A 19,051-nucleotide genomic window follows, 5' to 3' on the forward strand; every position below is an offset into this window, starting at 1 on the left:
CACTTTTAAAGTGTTTATAGGTGGTAATTTCTGGCACTAGTGTATGACAATTTTTCCCAATTTTCCAATTTGTATACAAAATATTTAAAATAAATACTGCAAATAAACCTAAAAATAGGCATTTAAAGCGGTTATTTATAGTTTATGATGACTGATAGTTAATTTTGTATACAAATATAGGGTTTAAAAGATTCCAAATGGCAACTATTGAACCGACTAATTCTCAGAATTTGCATGAGGCCACCTTCCAATCATTGAGATCGCTCTTGGTTGAAGGAAAAATTGCGCCTGGGAGCAAACTCAATGAACGTGAATTAGCTGAGAGCCTGAACGTTTCTCGCACCCCTATACGAGAGGCGATTCGTCGTTTGGCTGCGGACGGCTTAGTGGAACTTATTACCAATCGTGGTGCCATTGCAGTGCAACTCACTCTCGAGGATGTGATTCACACTTTTGATGTGATTGCCGATCTTGAAGGATTCTCTGGTGAGTTGGCTGCCAACAATATTAGCGATGCCGCCCTCTCTGAATTAGAAGCTCTTCAATATGAAATGATGGCTTCGTATGCGCGTCGTGATTTATCGAGCTACTACAAACTCAATTTACGCATTCATCATCTGATTAATCAAGCCGCAAATAATCCAGTCCTCTCCCGACTCTTTACGCAAGTCAATGCGCGTATCGAAGCATTACGCTTTCGCTCGAACCAAGACGGCGTCAAATGGGAAAAGGCTGTTGAAGAGCATCAAGAAATGCTTGATGCCCTCAAAGCTCGGGACCCAGTGCGTATGCGTAGGATCATGATTCAGCACGTACAGAACAAACGCGATGTTGTAGTGCAGTTACTCAAATCAGAAGCAGAAACAAAAGATGTGGAGACAGCCAAGCCATGAATAAGCCTCTAGACCTCAAAGAACTCATGGTCAATCAGGCTGAGCTGGCCAAGCGCTTACGCCAAGAGACTTCAGGCGAAGTAATGATCGATAGCGCGAGTCGTGGGCGCTATGCAACAGATGCCTCCATCTATCAAGCAATGCCAGTTGCTGTGTTTGTACCAAAAACTGCGCAAGATATTGCCAGTGCGATTCAGATTGCCGCGGAACTTGGTGTGCCAGTATTACCTCGTGGTGGTGGCACCAGCCAATGCGGTCAAACTACTGGCGCAGCACTTGTTATTGATAACACCAAATATTTCAGAAACGTTTTAGATTTCAATTTGGACAAAGCTTATGTTGAAGTTGAGCCCGGCATTGTTCTCGACCACCTCAATGGCTCATTAAAGCAACACGGCCTTTGGTATCCAGTCGATGTCTCCACAGCTGGGCAAGCTACGATTGGCGGTATGGCAGGCAACAACTCCTGCGGTAGTCGCTCTATTGCTTACGGCAATATGGTGCACAACGTATTAGGCATTGATGCTTGGTTAGCAAATGGTCAAGTAGCGCAGTTTGGTAATTATGCTAACAGCTCTGGTGTCGCTAAAGAGCTGGGTGATTTTGTTAAAAACCTAGCCCATACCCTCCAACCAGAAATCGAAGCCCATTTTCCGAAAGTATTAAGACGGGTTGCGGGATATAACCTCGACATCTTCAACCCCCAAAGTGAATTGCCTTACACCCAAGATGGCAGCGTCAATCTGGCTCACTTATTGGTGGGTAGCGAAGGTACTTTGGCGTATTACAAGTCACTCAAACTCAAGCTCGCGCCCTTGCCGCAACACAAAGTACTCGGAATTGTGAACTTCGCTAGCTTTTATAAAGCAATGGATAGTGCCCAGCATATTGTGAAGCTCGGTCCAACAGCGGTAGAGCTGGTAGATCGCACCATGATTGATTTAGCACGCAGTAATCCCAGCTTCAAGAAAACTATTGAGACAGCCTTAGTAGATCATGCTGCTAAAACACCTGAAGCGATTTTATTGGTGGAGTTTTCTGGTGAAGCACATGCACCACTCTTAGAAAAGCTCAAGGCTCTGCAAGAACTCATGAGTGATCTGGACTTACCAGGTTCTGTAGTAACTATGCCTAACGCATCTCTACAAAAGAATCTATGGGAAGTACGTAAAGCCGGTTTGAACATCATGATGAGTCTCAAAGGCGATGGCAAGCCGGTGAGCTTTATCGAAGACTGTGCTGTACCACTCGAGAGTTTGGCGGATTACACCCAAGCGCTCACCGATGTATTTTCTAAATATGGTTCACGCGGCACTTGGTATGCCCATGCCTCCGTAGGAACTTTGCATGTGCGCCCTATCTTGGACATGCGTAGAGATGGCGCCCAGAAGATGCGTGCCGTTGCCGAAGAGGCTTCTGCCCTGGTACGAAAATACAAAGGCGCTTATAGCGGTGAGCATGGTGATGGCTTATGTCGTGGTGAGTGGATCTCTTGGCAGTTTGGTCCGAAGATCACTGAAGCCCTTGCGGAGATTAAGCATGCATTTGATCCAAAAGGATTGTTTAATCCAGGCAAGATCGTTAATCCACCAAAGATGGATGACTCCACCCTATTTAGGTTTCCGCCAAGCTATAAAGTCATTCCATTACAACCAGCGCTGGATTGGTCCGCCTGGAATGTGCAGAACGATCCCGTTACGGAAGAAACCACTGCGCCTGGCACAGGCGGTGACCCGGCAATGGGCTTGGCTAAAGCAGTCGAGATGTGCAATAACAATGGTCACTGCCGCAAGTTTGATGCTGAAGTGATGTGCCCTAGTTATCGCGTGACTCGTGATGAGAAACATCTCACACGCGGCAGAGCAAATACATTACGTTTAGCGCTTTCTAATCAGCTCGATCTAAAGAGTGGAACCTCTCCCGAATCTTCACCGTTAGCAAGTGATGCCATCAAAGAGGTGATGGAGCTTTGCGTAAGCTGCAAGGCGTGCCGTCGCGAGTGCCCTACTGGTGTTGATATGGCTAAGATGAAGATCGAGTTCCTTTCTGCATATAAGAAGCGTGTAGGTTACTCACTCAGAGATCTGGCAGTGGCTTATCTGCCTAAATATGCCAGCACGATTAGCAATATTCCATTTTTGCCAAGTCTTCTCAATCTACGTAATCACATTGCGCCGATTGCTAAGCTTCAGGAGTGGATTATGGGCATCTCAGCGCAACGAAGTTTGCCAACCTGGAGAGCAAAAACATTCTGGAACCAGAAAGCGAAAGATTCATACCAATACACCCCAGAACAATTGGCGAGTAATACAGACGGCAAGGGTGTTGTACTGTTGGCAGATACCTTTAACGCTTACTTTGAAGATGAGAATCTCCAAGCCGCTTTAAAGGTACTCAAGGCTGGGAGCTATCTTGTGCATATTCCTAAAAAGAGTCAAAGCAAATCAGTGAGCCCCACAGAAAATACTTGCTCTAAAGAGTTTTGCTGCGGCAGGACCTATCTTGCAGCAGGCATGGTCGATAAAGCCAAAGCCACCCTTGGTGAATTAGTTGACCATCTTGCGCCTTATGCAGATAAACACATTCCGATTATTGGCCTAGAGCCTTCTTGCTTATTCACGCTAAAAGATGAAGCCTTAGTCATGGGTTTTGGTGAGCGTGCAGTCAGCGTTTCCAAGAATGCGCAACTTCTAGAAGAGTTCTTAGCGAGCGAAGCTAAAGCCGGAAAGCTCAACTTGAATCTCAAAGCGGCGGATAAGTCAGTGCTATTTCACGGTCACTGCCATCAGAAGTCATTTGCTGCAGTAACCCCTGCACTGGAGTTGCTCAAACTCATTCCAAATGCAGAGCCCAAATTGATTGAATCATCATGCTGCGGTATGGCGGGTAGTTTTGGTTACGAAGCTGAGCATATTGAAGTATCTAAGCAAATGGCTGAAGCAAGTCTATTGCCAAGCATTCGCAAGTCACCAGATAGTTGGGTTGTAGCTGATGGCACAAGCTGTCGCCATCAAATTACTGATGGGGCTCAAAGAGAAGCTGTTCACATTGCCAGAATTTTGGCAGCGCACTTACAATAAGAGGTGCTAGCGCATCACTCCGTAGGAGACCATCAAAATAGTGCCAGTTAATAAGGCTGGCACTAAGCGACGAGTTGGCCTAGACATCATGACGGCGATACTCAAGACGCAAATCAATATTCGGATCCATAAGGGAACGGTTGCCAGCAAACCCAAAGGCATCACAATCAGTCGCACAGTGAGTGCGGCAACCATAGCGTAAGTAACAGCAGCTAACCAGCGAAAGATTTCGCTATCTTGGTTAATGCGCTGAGAAAGTGTTACCCCAATTGCACGACAGAAATAAGTTCCCAAACAGGCGCCAACCAGAGCAATCCATAACCACCAACCAGTCAGCGCACTCTGAATCGCATTCATCAGCCAAACACCCCTGCTTTCTTGCGCAAGAATTTTCGGTCAATGAAGTAAGCGATGGTACCCGCAACTAAACCAGCTGTTAGCAAACTAGTATCACGGTCGATAAAGAAAAATATTGGTCCAAAGATACATCCCAACAAAATAGCGATCCGATTAATCCAAGGCTTTACCTCGGTAAAGGTTAGCAAAAAGAATAAGGGATTAATAAATACGAGTCCCAAAGTTACGGGAGGGGGTACCATTCCCGCCAAGAGATAGCCCAAAATTGTTCCTGGAACAGAAATGAGCCAACACACCAAGCCAAGACCTACAAAGTAGCTAAGGCGGTGGCGAGTTTCGATTGAATGAAATTCACGCATGGAGATAGCCCAAGCAGTCATCGCCAATAGATGCACGGAAGCATATAGACTGCGATTGCGATCCTTGTGATGAAACTGTGGAAAGAGCGTCACTGTCATCGTAATAAAACGGGTGGCAGTTAAGGTGACTGCCAGGGCAATTGCAATTGCAGATGATCCGGTGATGGCCATCTCCAGCAACACCACCTGCCCAGGAAGGGCAAACATAAATAAGCTGGTAGCGGAAGTGAACCAAATATCAAAGCCATTGGTCTTGCCCATTGCCCCAAAACCAACCATGCCAGCAAAGAGCACCAATGCAGGAGCACCAACCGCATCACGAATGCCAGACCAAAATGCATCATGACGATTTTTGAAGCGTTCGGCCGCGGAGCTTTCTAGTGCGATTTCGCTGGGATCAATATACGGTTGGTCTGCTGATGACATGGGTAGATTGTAAGAGTTCGCAAGACTTTTTGCTTACGAAGTAACTGCTAATGCCCACTGAATATGCTCCGCCACCAAATCATCAGCAACAGGAAGGGCTTCGTTGAGTGCGGCGCGCAATGATTCTTTATCTGCGTGATCTACTTTCGTGCTCGCAAGCGCATTACCCATGGCAACTGCCAAATTTCGTCGCCATCTGATGTAGCCAATTCTACGAATAGCACTACCTTCATGGCGTTGTTCAAACTCTTGCTCAGTCCATGACCAGAGTTGCAAGAGCGTAGCTTGACCAAGTCCATGCCGCCTCGCAAAGTCTGGCAGTTCAGTGCGCTTAGCAAATTTATTCCAAGGACATATAAGTTGACAGTCATCGCACCCGTAGACCCGATTACCCATAGCTTTTCTGAATTCAACTGGGATAGCGCCTGGATTCTCAATCGAGAGATAGGAGATGCATCTTCTGGCGTCCAATTGGTAAGGCGCAGTGATGGCCTGGGTTGGACAAACATCTATGCAGGATGTGCAGGTACCGCAATGCTCTTCGGTCTCTTGATCGATTGGCAGTGGGACATCTACTAGGATTTCACCCAAGAAAAACGTGGAGCCAGATTCACGGTTGAGCAAGAGTGTGTGCTTGCCGCGCCAACCCAATCCTGCTTTGCGTGCCAGCTCTACTTCCATTAGCGGAGCTGAATCTGTGAATACGCGATACCCTAACTTGCCAATACGCTCTTCAATAAGATTGGCAAACTCTTGCAAACGATTGCGAAGCACTTTGTGATAATCGCGCCCCCTGGCATATATTGATACGACTGCTTGAGTCGGGTCCTCTAGTCGCTGCCACTCAGCATCAAAATCAGTCTCAGGCGGCAAATAGTTCATCGACACACAAATCACGCGCACTGCGCCGGGAACTAAAAGCTCAGGATTAGAGCGCAACTCGGCATGGCGCTGCATATATTCCATTTGCCCATGACGCCCCTCAGCTAGCCATGCCTGTAAACGCTCTGTTGCAGGACCTAATTGGGTGTCGGTAATGCGCATGCCATCAAACCCCAAGGCCAAAGCCTGAGTTTTGAGCCAATCACGCAGATTGGACTCATCCAAGGGTTTAGGATTGGCAGATAAAGACATATGGAATACAGAATGTAGCGCAATTATTGAATAAACTAGGGGAAATGGCTCAAACACAAGCAACGACAATAAAAGCAGAACCACTGACCTCAATAGAACGCTATTGTAGGCAAGAGGGGGATACCGCATCCCTAGCCAAGCAGTTAGCAACCAGTTTTGCGTACTTTCTGACTCAGCAACCAAGGTCACATCTAAACATTTCTCTCGAGGGTAATCTGGGCGCTGGCAAAACAACGTTTACGAGATACCTTATTCAGGCGATGGGTCATCAAGGCAAAGTAAAAAGCCCAACCTATACATTATGTGAGCTCTACCCACTCCAACTACAGCAACAAGACATCACGGTTCATCATTTTGATTTATATCGCATGCGCGATCCATTGGAATGGCAAGAAGCAGGATTCGCAGAGTACTTTGACGTTCCTGGACTTTGTTTGATTGAATGGCCAGAAAAAGCAGAAGGTACCCTGCCCGCTTTTGATATTCAGATTCAGCTAAGTGCAGGCGCAGATGAAAATGAACGCACTATCAAGATTAGCGCCCTAAGTGAATCTGGACTGGCTGCCTTAAAAGATATTGAACTGAAGTAATGGGTCTTAAAAATACCAATCTCTCGAAAAGACAAACCCTCAAGACTTCAGTAAAGTTTTTGAGCTTTGCGCTTTTACTTACAGAGCTTGATATTGCTTGGGGCGCCAAGATTCTAGGTGTGCGCGTATGGCCTTCCGAGGACTACACCCGTGTCACCTTGGAATCTGATACACCACTACCGATTACACAGCAAATTTTGACCAATCCCGATCGTTTGGTAGTAGATGTGCAAGGATTGGAACTTAATCCCACACTCAAAGATTTAGTAGCCAAGGTAAAGCCGAACGACCCTTACATCTCACAAGTTCGCGTTGGGCAATTTCAACCAGGGATTGTGCGCTTGGTGTTTGACCTAAAAGAACCTATCAAGCCGCAACTCTTTACGCTTGATCCAGTTGCTGAGTACAACTACCGCATGGTATTTGATTTGTACCCCACTACTCCACCAGATCCTTTGATGGCCTTAGTAAGAAGCAGCGCTAAAAAAGAAAGTGCGCTTGAAAAATCCAATGAAGAAGTTGATCTGATTGCACAGTTCGCCACCAAGAAAGAAAAAGAACTAGCTAAAGTTCCTGCGGCACCAGTTGCACAAACTATTCCAGACCCCAAGGAATTGCCTGCGCCCGCCAAATACAAGCGCTTGATCACTATTGCTATTGATCCAGGTCATGGTGGCGAGGATCCCGGCGCTATTGGTGCAGCAGGCTCTAGAGAAAAGAATGTCGTGCTAGCAATTGCAAAGAGACTCAAAGACAAGATTGAAGGCGAGGCGTATATGCGCCCATTCTTAACGAGAGATGGCGATTACTTTGTGCCGCTGCATGTCCGAGTGCAAAAAGCACGTCGTGTTGAAGCTGATTTATTTGTATCAATTCATGCGGATGCCTTTATCGAGAGAAATGCTAAGGGGGCATCCGTCTTTGCACTCTCACAAATGGGTGCAAGTAGCACCACTGCACGCTGGATGGCCAACAAAGAAAATGCATCCGACCTGATTGGCGGTATCAATATCAAAACTCAAGATAGGCAGGTTGCTAACCTCCTATTAGACATGTCAACTACCGCCCAGATCAAAGACTCCTTACAGGTGGGAAATTCCATCTTGAGGCAAATTGGCGGATTTGCACCCCTACATAAGCCCAAGGTAGAGCAAGCCAGTTTTGCGGTTTTAAAAGCTCCGGATATCCCCTCTATCCTGGTAGAAACGGCTTTTATTAGCAACCCCCAGGAAGAGGTGCGGCTGAACGATGACGGCTACCAGGATCGTATTGCAGATGCGATTTTGAGGGGAATCAAGGAGTATTTTTCCAAAAACCCACCGGTTGCCAGACGGGTAAATTCATAAGCCACTTGTAACTACAAGGGCTGACGGGCAGGCCCTATACACCCGAGGGTAGCTATCAAACTTCTTGCTATAATTTATGGCTTAACTGGGTCGGTAGCTCAGTCGGTAGAGCAGCGGACTTTTAATCCGTTGGTCGCGAGTTCGAATCTCGCCCGACCCACCATATAGAATAAGGCTTTGCGGGCGATTCGCTTCAGCCTATAAAAATCCCAAAAATTACAACCCTTACTGCATAAGGGTTTGCTGTTAGCGATTCAATCGCACACTTTGTTATTGTTTCTTATGAATTAGTTACCTTCGTATTGGGTGGCACATTAAGCACCACCCATATAAGAAGACTACCTTAATCAGCCTTTATATTATTAGCTGAAATCACCTTACCCCAGCGCTCAATTTCTTTATTCAAGTAAATTGCCATTTCTTCTGGCGAAGATCCTATCGGTTCTGCGCCGATACTTTCAAACTTCTCTTTAATGGCTTGAGTGTTCATGCTGGCAATCAATGCTGAATTCAATTTCTTAATCACAGGCTTTGGAGTGTTAGCTGGTACAAACACTGCAAACCATGGCGTCACATCATATCCAGGCAAGCCTGATTCAGCAATAGTCGGCACACCAGGAAGTGATTTTGACCGCTTTGCAGTTGTCAAGCCAATAGCTCTTAATTTTCCTGAAGCAATGTGCGGCTTTGCAGAAGTAATGCTGTCAAACATATAGTTGACCTGTCCGCCAAGTAAATCTGTTACTGCAGGCCCACTACCCTTATAGGGTATATGCTGCATATCAATTTTTGCCAAAGAAGTGAAGACCTCCCCAGCCAAATGAATTGAGGTACCGTTTCCTGCAGAGGCATAAGTCAACTTTCCTGGCTGCGCTTTTGCATTAGCAATCACTTCTGCCACCGTTTTTACATTCGGCTGGGTGGCATTTGTCACCAATACATTTGGCACAATTGCAATTAAGCTGACAGGAGCAAAATCTCTCACTGGGTCATAGGCTAACTTGGGATACAAAAATTTATTGGTAGCCATTCCGATTGATGTGATCATCATCGTATAACCATCAGCTTCAGACCTGGCAACCAGCTCAGCGCCAATATTGCCACCTGCGCCAGGTTTATTCTCAACAAATATGGTTTGCCCCAAGGATTTGGAAGAGCTATCAGCGAGCGCTCTAGCAATCACATCCATTGCACCACCTGGTGGAAATGGAACAATCCACTTTATTGGTTTGGCTGGCCACTCTTGTGCGGCTGCCATCTGTGCAGTTAGGGTGATTAGAGCAAATCCAATTACCCTGGTGATTTGCTGTGGCCAGTTCTTAAACGCCATCATGTCCCTTTCTGCCCGCTAGAGATATTGCTATACAAGCAATCGCACCTGGAATTGCAAAGGCATAGAAATTAAATTCCAAAGGCAAGCTTAAGCTTAATAAAGTTCCACCAAGCACAGGACCTAAAATTGCACCTACTCGACCAACTCCTGATGCCCAGCCAATACCGGTGGAACGTATTTTCAGAGGATAGTACTGAGCAACATAGGCGTAAAGCAAAATTTGAGAACCAATCGTTGTGGCACCTGCAATCGCCACTAATAAATTCAGAACAATAAATGGACTCTTTACCCCCAACAAACTAATAGAAGTAGCTGCGCATATAAAGAAGATGGTCAATACTTTACGCGGATGGAATTTATCCGCAAGCCAACCGCCCCCAACAGCACCAAAAATAGCACCAATATTTAAGACCATCAAGAACATCAGGCTTGAACCTAACTCGTAGCCAGCCTTATTCATGAGCTTTGGCAACCATGAACCTAGTGCATAAACCATTAACAAGCACATAAAGAATGATGTCCAAAACATCAATGTACTGACGATGCGGCCATCCTTAAACAAGGAAACCAAAGGCACTGAGCTAGAGGCATTTCCGAGTGGATATACATAGTCATTAGCATTTAATGCTGTACTTTCAGGAGCAATCTTTTGCAAAATTTTCCCTGCATCAGCATTGCGATTTGACTTAATCAGAAAGCCAGGTGACTCTGGTAAGAAATACAAAATCACTGGCAACAAGAGTAAAGGGATGATCGCCACAAAAAATACTGCAGGCCATCCATATGTTGGAATTAAGTAGATACCTACACCTGCCGATAACATACCACCCACTGAATAGCCGCTAAACATAATGGTTACCAAAAGACTGCGAATTTTCTTGGGTGAATACTCTGTCATTAAAGCAACTACGTTCGGCATCACACCACCAATACCTAGTCCAGCAATAAATCTGCAAATGCCAAATTGGGTTAAGTTTTCAGCGAAACCATTGATAAAAGTAAAGAAGCTAAACAATATGACACACATAGCAATCGTCTTTTTTCTACCGATCTTGTCTGATAGCGGTCCAAAGAACATTGCGCCAAACATCATGCCAAATAAAGCATAACTACCTAAGGTTCCGGCCTGCATAGGCGTTAGCTGCCATTCAGCCATGAGTTTTGGCAAGACTACCCCGTAAATGACGAGATCGTAACCATCAAAAATAATAATCAGACCACACCAAAACAATAGACCCCAATGAAACTTACCGAACCTGGCCTCATCTATTAACTTATGAACATCAATTTGACTCATGACTAGTCTCCATCTCTTGTTTAACTTGTTTTATAAAAAATTGTTTTATTGCTTGATTGAACGCAGCTTCAGCTTCAATGTTGGATATATGAGATGCTGCCAAAGTAGCAATTTGAGAACCCTTAATTTGGGATTGCATCGCTTTTGCATCTTCAATCGTCGTCACAGGGTCTTTATCCCCGGCGATGATCAGAACCGGGATATTGACTGTTGAAATTCCATCTCTTAAGTCTTCTTTTGCTAGCGCCTCACAGCAGCCTGCATAACCTTCAGGATTCGTATTCTTCAAATTAATGAGTAACCCATTCACTCCGCTGCGGTTAGACCCATAAAACTCTGGGGTAAACCATCTGGAAGGGGCCGATTCCGCAATCGTGTTCATGCCCTCTTTCCTTACGAGGCTGGCACGATCAAGCCATGCAGTCTCTGCACCAATTTTTGGAGCAGTGTTTGATATCACCAGCGCCTCGATTCTCTGTGGAGCATGAATTGCCAAGTACTGACCAATGAGGCCACCCATCGAAATTCCACAAAAGAGTGCTTTCTCAATGCTTAAGTAATCGAGAAGACCCAGAACATCACTAGCGAGTTGCGCTACTGAATAAGGTCCTTTTGGCGCACTGGATAAACCATGCCCCCTGGTGTCATATCGAATTAAGTAGAAATCTCTTCTCAAATTCTCAAGCTGCCCATCCCACATTGAATGGTCTGCACCCAAGGAATTTGAAAAAATAATGGCTGGTTTATGGGGATCGCCATCCGTTAAGTAAAAAACATCAATCCCATTAATATGCGCAATGCTCATTGCTACTCCTAAACTCTCTCAATAATTAATGCAATGCCCTGTCCCACTCCAATGCACATCGTGCAAAGGGCATATTTTCCTTTGGTACGAATGAGCTGGTACATTGCAGTTGTAACTAAACGCCCACCTGAAGCGCCTAATGGATGGCCCAGAGAAATTGCGCCACCGTTTGGATTTACATGCGGAGCGTTGTCAGGCAGACCTAGATCACGAGTTACCGCTAGCGCTTGCGATGCAAAAGCTTCGTTTAACTCAATGACATCCATCTGGCTGAGCTTTAATCCCGCCTTTTCCAATACTTTTTTCACTGCGGGAGATGGTCCAAAGCCCATGATTCTTGGGGGTACACCAGCTGCGGCTACCGCAATAACGCGCGCTTTAGGAGTCAATGAATGCTGTTTAATTCCCGCATCCGAGGCAAGCAATAGCGCACAAGCACCATCATTAACGCCTGATGCATTACCAGCAGTGACAGTGCCACCCTGCTTCACAATACTTTTTAAGGAAGCCAAGGTTTCTATAGTTGTTAAGCGTGGATGCTCGTCTTTTGAAAATACAACTGGATCGCCTTTTTTCTGCGGAATGTTGACTGGAATAATTTCATCATCAAAGATTCCTGCTGCTTGTGCTTTAGCGGTGCGTTGCTGACTCGTAAATGCGAATAAATCCTGATCAACACGAGAAATTCTGAAATCCTCAGCAACGTTTTCAGCTGTCTCTGGCATGGAGTCAACGCCATAATGTGCTTTCATCAGCGGATTAATGAAACGCCAGCCGATGGTTGTGTCTTCAATCTTGGCTGAACGGGAAAAAGCTGAATCAGCCTTGCCCATGACAAATGGCGCGCGCGACATGCTCTCTACGCCACCAGCAATCATTAAGTGATTGCCACCACCTTTAATAGCATTGGCGGCAATACCAATGGCATCAAGACTAGATCCACATAATCTATTTACAGTTGAGCCCGGAACTTCAACCGGTAAGCGGGCTAGCAATGAAGCCATTCTGGCGACGTTTCTGTTGTCTTCACCAGCTTGGTTTGCACATCCATAAATCACATCATCTAGAGCAGACCAATCCACGATATTGCGCATCATCAATGCCTGAATTGGTAAAGCTGCTAAATCATCAGCCCTGATTGTAGATAGTGATCCACCGTATCTGCCAAACGGCGTTCTAATAGCGTCACAAATATAGGCGTTTGCATTATTTTTCATCATTGAGCCATTGATAAAGGTGCATCGGTAAGTTTTTGCAACTCATCTAGGGTGAGTCCAGGAACCATCTCGGTAACGACTAAGCCCTTTGGAGTGACATCAATCACTGCAAGGTCGGTATAGATACGATTGACACAATTCATACCCGTTAATGGGTACGAACATTGCTCAACAATCTTGGCTTCACCATTTTTGGTGACATGTTCCATGGTGACAAAAACATTTCTGGCGCCAATAGCCAGGTCCATCGCACCACCTACTGCTGGAATAGCATCGGGTGAACCGGTATGCCAATTGGCTAAATCGCCATTTTGAGCAACTTGGAATGCCCCTAAAACACAAATATCAATATGGCCGCCACGCATCATGGTGAATGAATCGCCATGATGAAAAAATGAGCCGCCTTTTAATAAAGTAATGAATTCTTTTCCGGCATTAATTAGATCTGAATCTTCATCACCTTTAGCTGGCGCTGGACCCATACCCAAAACACCATTCTCACTTTGCAAAAAGATTTCTTTATCAGCATCGAGGTAATTAGCAATTTTGGTCGGCAAGCCAATGCCTAAATTGACATAAGATCCTTCAGGAATATCTTTTGCTACTCTTTGAACAATTTGTTCTCTAGTTAAACGTTGATATGCCATTGTTTATTTCCCTTTCACAGCAACAACGTGCTTAACAAAAATACCTGGAGTAATAACGTGCTCTGGATCGATATCTCCCAATGGCACCACTTCATTAACTTGCGCGATAGTGCATTTAGCGGCAGTCGCCATAATCGGGCCGAAATTTCTAGCACTCATGCGGTAAGTGAGGTTCCCCCAGCGATCACCTTTATAGGCCTTGATCAACGCAAAATCTGCTTGAATCGGATACTCAAGTACATATCCCTTGCCATTAATGATTTTGCTTTCTTTGTTTTCAGCCAAAAGCGTGCCATAGCCAGTTGGCGTATAGATAGCTCCTAGGCCAGCGCCTGCCGCCTGAATACGAGCAGCCAGGTTTCCCTGGGGAACTAATTCCAATTCTATTTTTTTGGCGTAGTACAACTTATCAAATTCATAGGAATCCGATTGCCTTGGAAAGGAGCAAATGATCTTTTTTACTTGCCCTGCCTTTAATAGCGCTGCTAAACCATGATCACCATTGCCGGCGTTATTGTTTACTACCGTCAAGTCTTTAGCGCCATGCTCAATGAGCGCATCGATGAGTTCAGCAGGCTGTCCGGCGGTACCAAAACCACCAATCATGACTGTTGCGCCATCTGGAATTTGTTTAATTGCATCAAATATTGATGCTGATGTTTTATCAATCATTCTTTTGTTTACTCTTTAATTTCAATAAATCTTTATCAAAAACCACGTATGCAATTGAGCCAATAACTATTCCCCAAAATGCAGAACCCAGGCCTAAGAAGCTCATGCCAGATGCGGTAGCTAAAAAGGTAATAGCCGAGGCTTCTCTGTGATCCGGCTCTTCAAGAGTGCTCATGAGGCTGGAGATAATCGCGCCAAGCAAAGCTAATCCAGCTAGCAGGGCGATGAGTTCTTTTGGCAGGCTGGTAAAAATCAGTACGATTGAGCCGGCTAAAGAACCTCCAATCAAAAAGAAAATTCCACTAAAAATACCGGCAACATATCGCTTGTTAGGGTCTTCATTCGCCTCTTTGCCAGTGCACAGTGTTGCTGTGATAGCAGCCGTAGTAGTCGTAATCCCACCAAAGATGCCGGTAATGACCGACATGAAACTGGTAAAAGTAATTATTGGCTTTGCCGGGACATGGTAGTTAGCCAGCTTCAGAATTGCCATGCCTGGTAAAAATTGACCAGTCAAACTCACTAACACTAGAGGAATCGCAAAACTAAATGTCGACTCCCAGCTCCATACAGGCGTAATAAAAACAGGATGAGCGATCGAAAGCTGAAAGTTATTTGGATTAACGTCGCCAATAAAATAAGCCAACAAAATACCAAATATCAAAACAAATAAAATCACAAATCTTGGCAGCAATCGCTTAAAGACTAGGTAGATTCCAATCATTGCTAATGCCAAAGCTGGCATGGTTGAAATCGATTTAAAGATGTTGATACCAAACTGGAAGAGAATTCCTGCCATCATTCCCGCAGCAATTCCTTTTGGAATATGTTTTATGAGCTTGTCAAAAGTTCCGGTAACGCCAATCAGAAAAATAATTGCTGCTGCGGTTAGATAAGAAGAAATTGCCTCATTTACTGACATATGTGGAAATAAAGTCACCAGCAATGCTGCGCCTGGAGCAGACCATGCCGTAATAATCGGCATTTTGTATTTCCAACTCAGGTAGAGACCTGATAAACCTCCGCCAATTGAAACCCCCCATACCCATGAAGCAAGCACCTCATTTGATACTTGCGCCAAGGAAGCGGCCTGAAAAAAAATCAACATCGGCCCTGCATAGGAAATTAATACAACCAGAAACCCAGCTGTAATGGCCGAAAGTGAAATATCTTCGAAGAAGCTGCGCTTCATTAGCCCAAATCCCCGCCACCCACTGGCAATACCGTGCCAGTAATATAGGAAGCTTCATCAGAGGCTAAAAATAGGATCGCTCTCACCTGCTCATCAATAGAACCATAGCGATGCATCAAACTAGAATCAATCGTTTGGTCAATGATGCCTTGATACCAAATCTCTTCTTGCTTTGATAACTTATTTTTATTGCGAGGAATTTTTCTCGGCGGTGCTACAGTTCCCCCGGTAGCAACCGCATTGAACCGAATGCCATCCTTAGCATGTTCAAAAGCTAAACTGGCAGTCATTGCATTTACGCCGCCTTTAGCAGCAGCATAGGGAATGCGATGAATGCTACGGGTAGCAATTGAGGAAATATTCACTACTACCCCATGCTGTTGCTTAATCATGGTTGGCAAGACCGCTCTGCAACACCACAGAGTAGGAAAAAGCGAGCGACGAATTTCCGCCTCTATCTGATCCTCCTCGTAATGCTCATAAGGCTTGGCCCAAATAGTGCCGCCGACATTATTCACAATGATGTCAATTTTCTTGAAAGCCTTGAGCGCAGCCACAACCATTTCCTTTGCACCGCTGTATGTCTCTAGATCAGCCTTCACTACTAAGCATTTAGCTTTTAATTTGGCCAGCTTCTTGGCAACATCATCAATTAAGTCAGATCGATCTACCAAAACGATCTTGGCACCCTCTTTCGCTAAAGCGATAGCAACACCCTCACCAATGCCCTGCGCAGAGCCTGTAACAATGGCGACTTTATTCTTGAATCGAAGCGCTTGAGCCATTACGCACCTACCGCGCTTGGAGAGAATTTCTCAAACAAGAAATTTGCCGGTATTACGCCTACACCATTCAACCAATTTCGTACAGCATCTACCATAGCAACTGGGCCGCAGAGATAAACATCCACATCTCCCTGGTTTAGCCAATCATTTTCAATATGCTCAGTTACATAACCCTTGCGCTGATGACTACTTTCAGCAGAAGCCACGACAGTCCGATACTCAAAATCTGGCAACTTGGACTTCATTGTTTCGAGCTGATCAAGGGCTACTAAATCCATGTCATTAGTCACGCCAAATACCATCTTGATTGGATGCGCACCGCCCGTGGCACTCAAAGACTCCAACATGGAAAGGAATGGGGCGATCCCGGTGCCGCCAGCCAAAAACAAAACGGGTCGCTTGATTTCACGAAGATAAAAACTTCCATTTGGACCGGCAAAAGAGATTGCGTCGCCGGACTTACCAGTCTCAGATAGATACTGACTCATGCGACCATTGGGTACATTTCGCACAACAAATGAAGCAATTGAAGACCCTGGAGCAGAGCTAAATGAATACGCACGTGTCAAATCAGTACCAGGAATTTGCACATTGACATATTGCCCAGGTAAAAAAGTGAGTGCACTTGGATCATCAAGAGCAATTGAAAATCTGATGGTGGAATCAGATAGCTTCTCGATTTTTTCCATCTTGCCAACAAATGAAGAAGAGCCGGTTTTACAGGCTGCCGAAGAGGCTGGAATCCTGACTACACAATCTGACCTTGGCTTCATTTGACATGCCAAAATCTTACGCTGAGCAGCCTCTTCTGGAGTTAAGGCATCCTCGATATAACTAGACTCTGGCAAATCATAGTCACCAGATTCACATAAACCACGGCAGGTGCCACAAGCGCCATCTCTACAGTCAAGCGGAATATTGACCTTCTGACGATATGCGGCATCAGAAAGTTTTTCCCCTTCGTTGCAGGAGATGAAACGAGTTACCCCGTCCTCAAACTGTAGTGCGATGTTATAGCTCATAGCGTTCTGTCAATTCGTTAAATGTGATAGATATCAATTACCTGACTGATGTAATCGTTCTTTAGAACAACATATTTGTTAAGAATTTTTGGTTTATCGCCTGAAAAATCAATCAGATAGCGCGACATTCCAAAGTAGCTGTAATTCGTTTTATAGCGATGACTCAAGGTATGCCAATTAAAGCGAACTGTGCATAGATCACCATCACGTTTTTCTAATTCCACATTAGTGACGTTATGGCAAGTTCTGGTATCCGGCATAGTCGCACTTGAGCGCTCTGTCTTAATACGAAATACACGATCCTCAAGGCCTTGACGATTGGGGTAATAAATCAAGGAAATCTCTTCCTGTGGATTTGTTACCAACTCATCGTTGTCATCCCAGGATGGCATCCAGAACTCAGCGTCAGGGCTATAGCACTCAAGCCACTCATCCCAATGCTCATCGTCAAGTAAACGACTCTCGTAATACAAGAATGCATTGATATCTAAAATAGAAATAGTTTTCATGCACTCACCTGCTCTAGCTCAACTGCTTTTTTCATGGTTTCTAGCCAATAACGATGTTGAACCGTGTAAAGACCCTCATCTTCTGTCTTAAGTCCACTCAAGATTGGCTTCAAACCAATTTCTTGCGCTGCCTCATCGGCCCCTTCAATCCAATGCTCGGAACCACGGCACATATCGTTCCACTCAATGGCTTTAGCAGCAAAACCCTCTTGGCAGGCCCTAAACTCTTCTAGATCATCTGGAGTCGCCATGCCGCTCACATTGAAGAAGTCTTCGTACTGACGAATTCTTCTTGAGCGCGCTTCAGCAGACTCTCCTTTTGGAGCGATACAGTAAATCGTGACTTCTGTCTTATCAACAGCCAAAGGACGTAGTAAACGAATCTGCGAACCAAACTGATCCATTAAGTAAACGTTTGGATAGAGACAGAGATTTCTGGAGCGCTCAATCATCCAGTCAGCAATCGGCTTGCCAAACTTATCGGAGAATTCTTGGTGTCTTGGGAAATTTGGCCGATCTTCTGGGTTTGCCCATTTAGTCCATAACAACATATGTCCATGATCAAAAGAATAGAATCCGCCGCCCTGTTTACCCCACTTACCGGCATCCATCGCCTTGATCTTGTCTTCCCGAATCGCCTCTTGCTCTTTGCGATGATTTGTTGTTGCTGCGTAGTTCCAATGCACTGCAGAGACGTGATAGCCATCAGCGCCGTTCTCAGCTTGTAGTTTCCAGTTACCGTTAAAGGTATAAGTTGAAGAACCCTTTAATACTTCTAGGCCATCAACAGACTGATCAACAATCATGTCAATAATTTTTGCCGCTTCACCTAAGAATTCTTTTAGAGGAGCCACATCATCATTTAAGCTACCAAACAGAAAGCCACGATAGCTTTCAAACTTAGGCACCCTTTTGAGGTCATGCGAACCTTCTTTATTAAAGCAATCTGGATAACCAGCTTCTTCAGGATCTTTTACCTTTAAGAGTTTTCCGCTGTTATTAAATGTCCAGCCATGGAACGGGCAGGTAAAGGTTGCTTTATTGCCGCGCTTATGACGACAGAGCTGAGCGCCACGATGGCTGCACGCATTCATCATGGCATTTAATTCGCCCTGACGGTTTCGTGAGATGAAAATCGGCTGGCTACCAATATAAGTAGAGTAGTAGTCATTGATATTCGGAATTTGGCTTTCGTGCGCCAAATAAATCCAATTACCCTCAAAGATGTGCTTCATCTCTAATTCGAAAAGGTCTTTATCTGTGAATGCACTACGATGTAGGCGATAGTCACCACTCTCTTTATCCTCGATCAAAAATTCGTCAAGACTTTTGAGCTTTGGAGAGTTATCAACATGAATTGGGATCATTTTTTGTCCTTTTATGACAG

General features: G+C 45.1%; 18 protein-coding genes and 1 tRNA gene. 5 read left to right on the top strand and 14 right to left on the bottom strand.

Annotated elements, in window-relative coordinates; all coding sequences use genetic code 11:
* Positions 1–197 precede the first annotated feature (197 nt).
* The gene (locus ICV36_RS06620) at positions 198–893 is read left to right on the top strand and encodes a GntR family transcriptional regulator (RefSeq protein WP_215399925.1); all 696 of its coding nucleotides are present in this window, start codon (positions 198–200) and stop codon (positions 891–893) included.
* Positions 890–3,973 carry an FAD-binding and (Fe-S)-binding domain-containing protein gene (locus ICV36_RS06625; RefSeq protein ID WP_215399926.1) on the top strand — a complete coding sequence of 1,028 codons (3,084 nt, stop codon included), beginning with the start codon at positions 890–892 and terminating at the stop codon, positions 3,971–3,973. Before ICV36_RS06620 ends, ICV36_RS06625 begins: the two co-directional genes overlap by 4 nt.
* 6 nt (positions 3,974–3,979) lie before the next feature.
* Here ICV36_RS06625 and ICV36_RS06630 read toward each other — a convergent pair whose 3' ends face one another.
* The 3 genes from ICV36_RS06630 to queG are packed head-to-tail and all read right to left on the bottom strand — an operon-like array spanning position 3,980 to position 6,249.
* A complete protein-coding gene (locus ICV36_RS06630) occupies positions 3,980–4,330 on the bottom strand; it encodes an AzlD domain-containing protein (RefSeq protein ID WP_215399927.1) in 351 nt (116 codons plus the stop codon).
* A complete protein-coding gene (locus ICV36_RS06635) occupies positions 4,330–5,115 on the bottom strand; it encodes an AzlC family ABC transporter permease (protein WP_215399928.1) in 786 nt (261 codons plus the stop codon). The genes ICV36_RS06630 and ICV36_RS06635 overlap by 1 nt, the downstream gene beginning before the upstream one ends.
* Before the next feature lie 33 nt (positions 5,116–5,148).
* Entirely contained in the window at positions 5,149–6,249 is a 1,101-nt protein-coding gene (gene queG, locus ICV36_RS06640; RefSeq protein WP_215399929.1) for a tRNA epoxyqueuosine(34) reductase QueG, read from the bottom strand.
* Positions 6,250–6,293: 44 nt separating this feature from the next.
* Here queG and tsaE point away from each other — a divergent pair, with 44 nt between their 5' ends.
* From tsaE to ICV36_RS06655, 3 genes are all read left to right on the top strand, one after another.
* Positions 6,294–6,839 carry a tRNA (adenosine(37)-N6)-threonylcarbamoyltransferase complex ATPase subunit type 1 TsaE gene (tsaE, locus tag ICV36_RS06645; RefSeq protein WP_215399930.1) on the top strand — a complete coding sequence of 182 codons (546 nt, stop codon included), beginning with the start codon at positions 6,294–6,296 and terminating at the stop codon, positions 6,837–6,839.
* Positions 6,839–8,185, top strand: a complete 1,347-nt coding sequence (locus ICV36_RS06650) for an N-acetylmuramoyl-L-alanine amidase (protein ID WP_215399931.1) — start codon at positions 6,839–6,841, stop codon at positions 8,183–8,185. Before tsaE ends, ICV36_RS06650 begins: the two co-directional genes overlap by 1 nt.
* Before the next feature lie 87 nt (positions 8,186–8,272).
* Positions 8,273–8,348, top strand: a tRNA-Lys gene (locus ICV36_RS06655).
* 180 nt (positions 8,349–8,528) lie between these two features.
* Here the strand turns inward: ICV36_RS06655 and ICV36_RS06660 are convergent.
* The 11 genes from ICV36_RS06660 to benA all read right to left on the bottom strand — a co-directional run bounded on the left by ICV36_RS06660 (position 8,529) and on the right by benA (position 19,031).
* Positions 8,529–9,443: a tripartite tricarboxylate transporter substrate binding protein gene (locus ICV36_RS06660; RefSeq protein ID WP_251375135.1), complete on the bottom strand. Its 915-nt coding sequence runs from the start codon at positions 9,441–9,443 to the stop codon at positions 8,529–8,531.
* Positions 9,444–9,504: 61 nt separating this feature from the next.
* Positions 9,505–10,815 (bottom strand): aromatic acid/H+ symport family MFS transporter, encoded by a 1,311-nt coding sequence (locus tag ICV36_RS06665; RefSeq protein WP_215399932.1) that lies wholly within the window; start codon positions 10,813–10,815, stop codon positions 9,505–9,507.
* Entirely contained in the window at positions 10,802–11,620 is an 819-nt protein-coding gene (gene pcaD / locus ICV36_RS06670) for a 3-oxoadipate enol-lactonase (RefSeq protein ID WP_215399933.1), read from the bottom strand. Before pcaD ends, ICV36_RS06665 begins: the two co-directional genes overlap by 14 nt.
* Positions 11,621–11,628: 8 nt before the next feature.
* Positions 11,629–12,840, bottom strand: a complete 1,212-nt coding sequence (gene pcaF / locus ICV36_RS06675) for a 3-oxoadipyl-CoA thiolase (protein ID WP_305848869.1) — start codon at positions 12,838–12,840, stop codon at positions 11,629–11,631.
* The gene (locus ICV36_RS06680; RefSeq protein ID WP_215399934.1) at positions 12,837–13,484 is read right to left on the bottom strand and encodes a 3-oxoacid CoA-transferase subunit B; all 648 of its coding nucleotides are present in this window, start codon (positions 13,482–13,484) and stop codon (positions 12,837–12,839) included. Before ICV36_RS06680 ends, pcaF begins: the two co-directional genes overlap by 4 nt.
* A gap of 3 nt (positions 13,485–13,487) precedes the next feature.
* Positions 13,488–14,156: a 3-oxoacid CoA-transferase subunit A gene (locus ICV36_RS06685; protein ID WP_215399935.1), complete on the bottom strand. Its 669-nt coding sequence runs from the start codon at positions 14,154–14,156 to the stop codon at positions 13,488–13,490.
* Positions 14,149–15,348: a benzoate/H(+) symporter BenE family transporter gene (locus ICV36_RS06690; protein ID WP_215399936.1), complete on the bottom strand. Its 1,200-nt coding sequence runs from the start codon at positions 15,346–15,348 to the stop codon at positions 14,149–14,151. Before ICV36_RS06690 ends, ICV36_RS06685 begins: the two co-directional genes overlap by 8 nt.
* Positions 15,348–16,133, bottom strand: coding sequence for a 1,6-dihydroxycyclohexa-2,4-diene-1-carboxylate dehydrogenase (locus ICV36_RS06695; protein WP_215399937.1), 786 nt, complete (start codon positions 16,131–16,133; stop codon positions 15,348–15,350). Before ICV36_RS06695 ends, ICV36_RS06690 begins: the two co-directional genes overlap by 1 nt.
* A complete protein-coding gene (gene benC, locus ICV36_RS06700) occupies positions 16,133–17,155 on the bottom strand; it encodes a benzoate 1,2-dioxygenase electron transfer component BenC (RefSeq protein WP_215399938.1) in 1,023 nt (340 codons plus the stop codon). The genes ICV36_RS06695 and benC overlap by 1 nt, the downstream gene beginning before the upstream one ends.
* Before the next feature lie 17 nt (positions 17,156–17,172).
* Positions 17,173–17,664 (bottom strand): benzoate 1,2-dioxygenase small subunit, encoded by a 492-nt coding sequence (gene benB / locus ICV36_RS06705; protein ID WP_215399939.1) that lies wholly within the window; start codon positions 17,662–17,664, stop codon positions 17,173–17,175.
* A complete protein-coding gene (gene benA, locus ICV36_RS06710) occupies positions 17,661–19,031 on the bottom strand; it encodes a benzoate 1,2-dioxygenase large subunit (RefSeq protein ID WP_215399940.1) in 1,371 nt (456 codons plus the stop codon). The genes benB and benA overlap by 4 nt, the downstream gene beginning before the upstream one ends.
* Between the last annotated feature and the right edge of the window lie 20 nt (positions 19,032–19,051).

It is taken from the genome of Polynucleobacter sp. MWH-UH35A, from assembly GCF_018687075.1.
In the GTDB taxonomy this organism is placed as follows: domain Bacteria; phylum Pseudomonadota; class Gammaproteobacteria; order Burkholderiales; family Burkholderiaceae; genus Polynucleobacter.

Coding starts and splice junctions, on each gene's coding strand:
- ICV36_RS06620 (WP_215399925.1), top strand. CDS start 198: ATGGCAACTATTGAACCGACTAATTCTCAGAATTTGCATGAGGCCACC.
- ICV36_RS06625 (WP_215399926.1), top strand. CDS start 890: ATGAATAAGCCTCTAGACCTCAAAGAACTCATGGTCAATCAGGCTGAG.
- ICV36_RS06630 (WP_215399927.1), bottom strand. CDS start 4,330: ATGAATGCGATTCAGAGTGCGCTGACTGGTTGGTGGTTATGGATTGCT.
- ICV36_RS06635 (WP_215399928.1), bottom strand. CDS start 5,115: ATGTCATCAGCAGACCAACCGTATATTGATCCCAGCGAAATCGCACTA.
- queG (WP_215399929.1), bottom strand. CDS start 6,249: ATGTCTTTATCTGCCAATCCTAAACCCTTGGATGAGTCCAATCTGCGT.
- tsaE (WP_215399930.1), top strand. CDS start 6,294: ATGGCTCAAACACAAGCAACGACAATAAAAGCAGAACCACTGACCTCA.
- ICV36_RS06650 (WP_215399931.1), top strand. CDS start 6,839: ATGGGTCTTAAAAATACCAATCTCTCGAAAAGACAAACCCTCAAGACT.
- ICV36_RS06660 (WP_251375135.1), bottom strand. CDS start 9,443: ATGGCAGCCGCACAAGAGTGGCCAGCCAAACCAATAAAGTGGATTGTT.
- ICV36_RS06665 (WP_215399932.1), bottom strand. CDS start 10,815: ATGAGTCAAATTGATGTTCATAAGTTAATAGATGAGGCCAGGTTCGGT.
- pcaD (WP_215399933.1), bottom strand. CDS start 11,620: ATGAGCATTGCGCATATTAATGGGATTGATGTTTTTTACTTAACGGAT.
- pcaF (WP_305848869.1), bottom strand. CDS start 12,840: ATGATGAAAAATAATGCAAACGCCTATATTTGTGACGCTATTAGAACG.
- ICV36_RS06680 (WP_215399934.1), bottom strand. CDS start 13,484: ATGGCATATCAACGTTTAACTAGAGAACAAATTGTTCAAAGAGTAGCA.
- ICV36_RS06685 (WP_215399935.1), bottom strand. CDS start 14,156: ATGATTGATAAAACATCAGCATCAATATTTGATGCAATTAAACAAATT.
- ICV36_RS06690 (WP_215399936.1), bottom strand. CDS start 15,348: ATGAAGCGCAGCTTCTTCGAAGATATTTCACTTTCGGCCATTACAGCT.
- ICV36_RS06695 (WP_215399937.1), bottom strand. CDS start 16,133: ATGGCTCAAGCGCTTCGATTCAAGAATAAAGTCGCCATTGTTACAGGC.
- benC (WP_215399938.1), bottom strand. CDS start 17,155: ATGAGCTATAACATCGCACTACAGTTTGAGGACGGGGTAACTCGTTTC.
- benB (WP_215399939.1), bottom strand. CDS start 17,664: ATGAAAACTATTTCTATTTTAGATATCAATGCATTCTTGTATTACGAG.
- benA (WP_215399940.1), bottom strand. CDS start 19,031: ATGATCCCAATTCATGTTGATAACTCTCCAAAGCTCAAAAGTCTTGAC.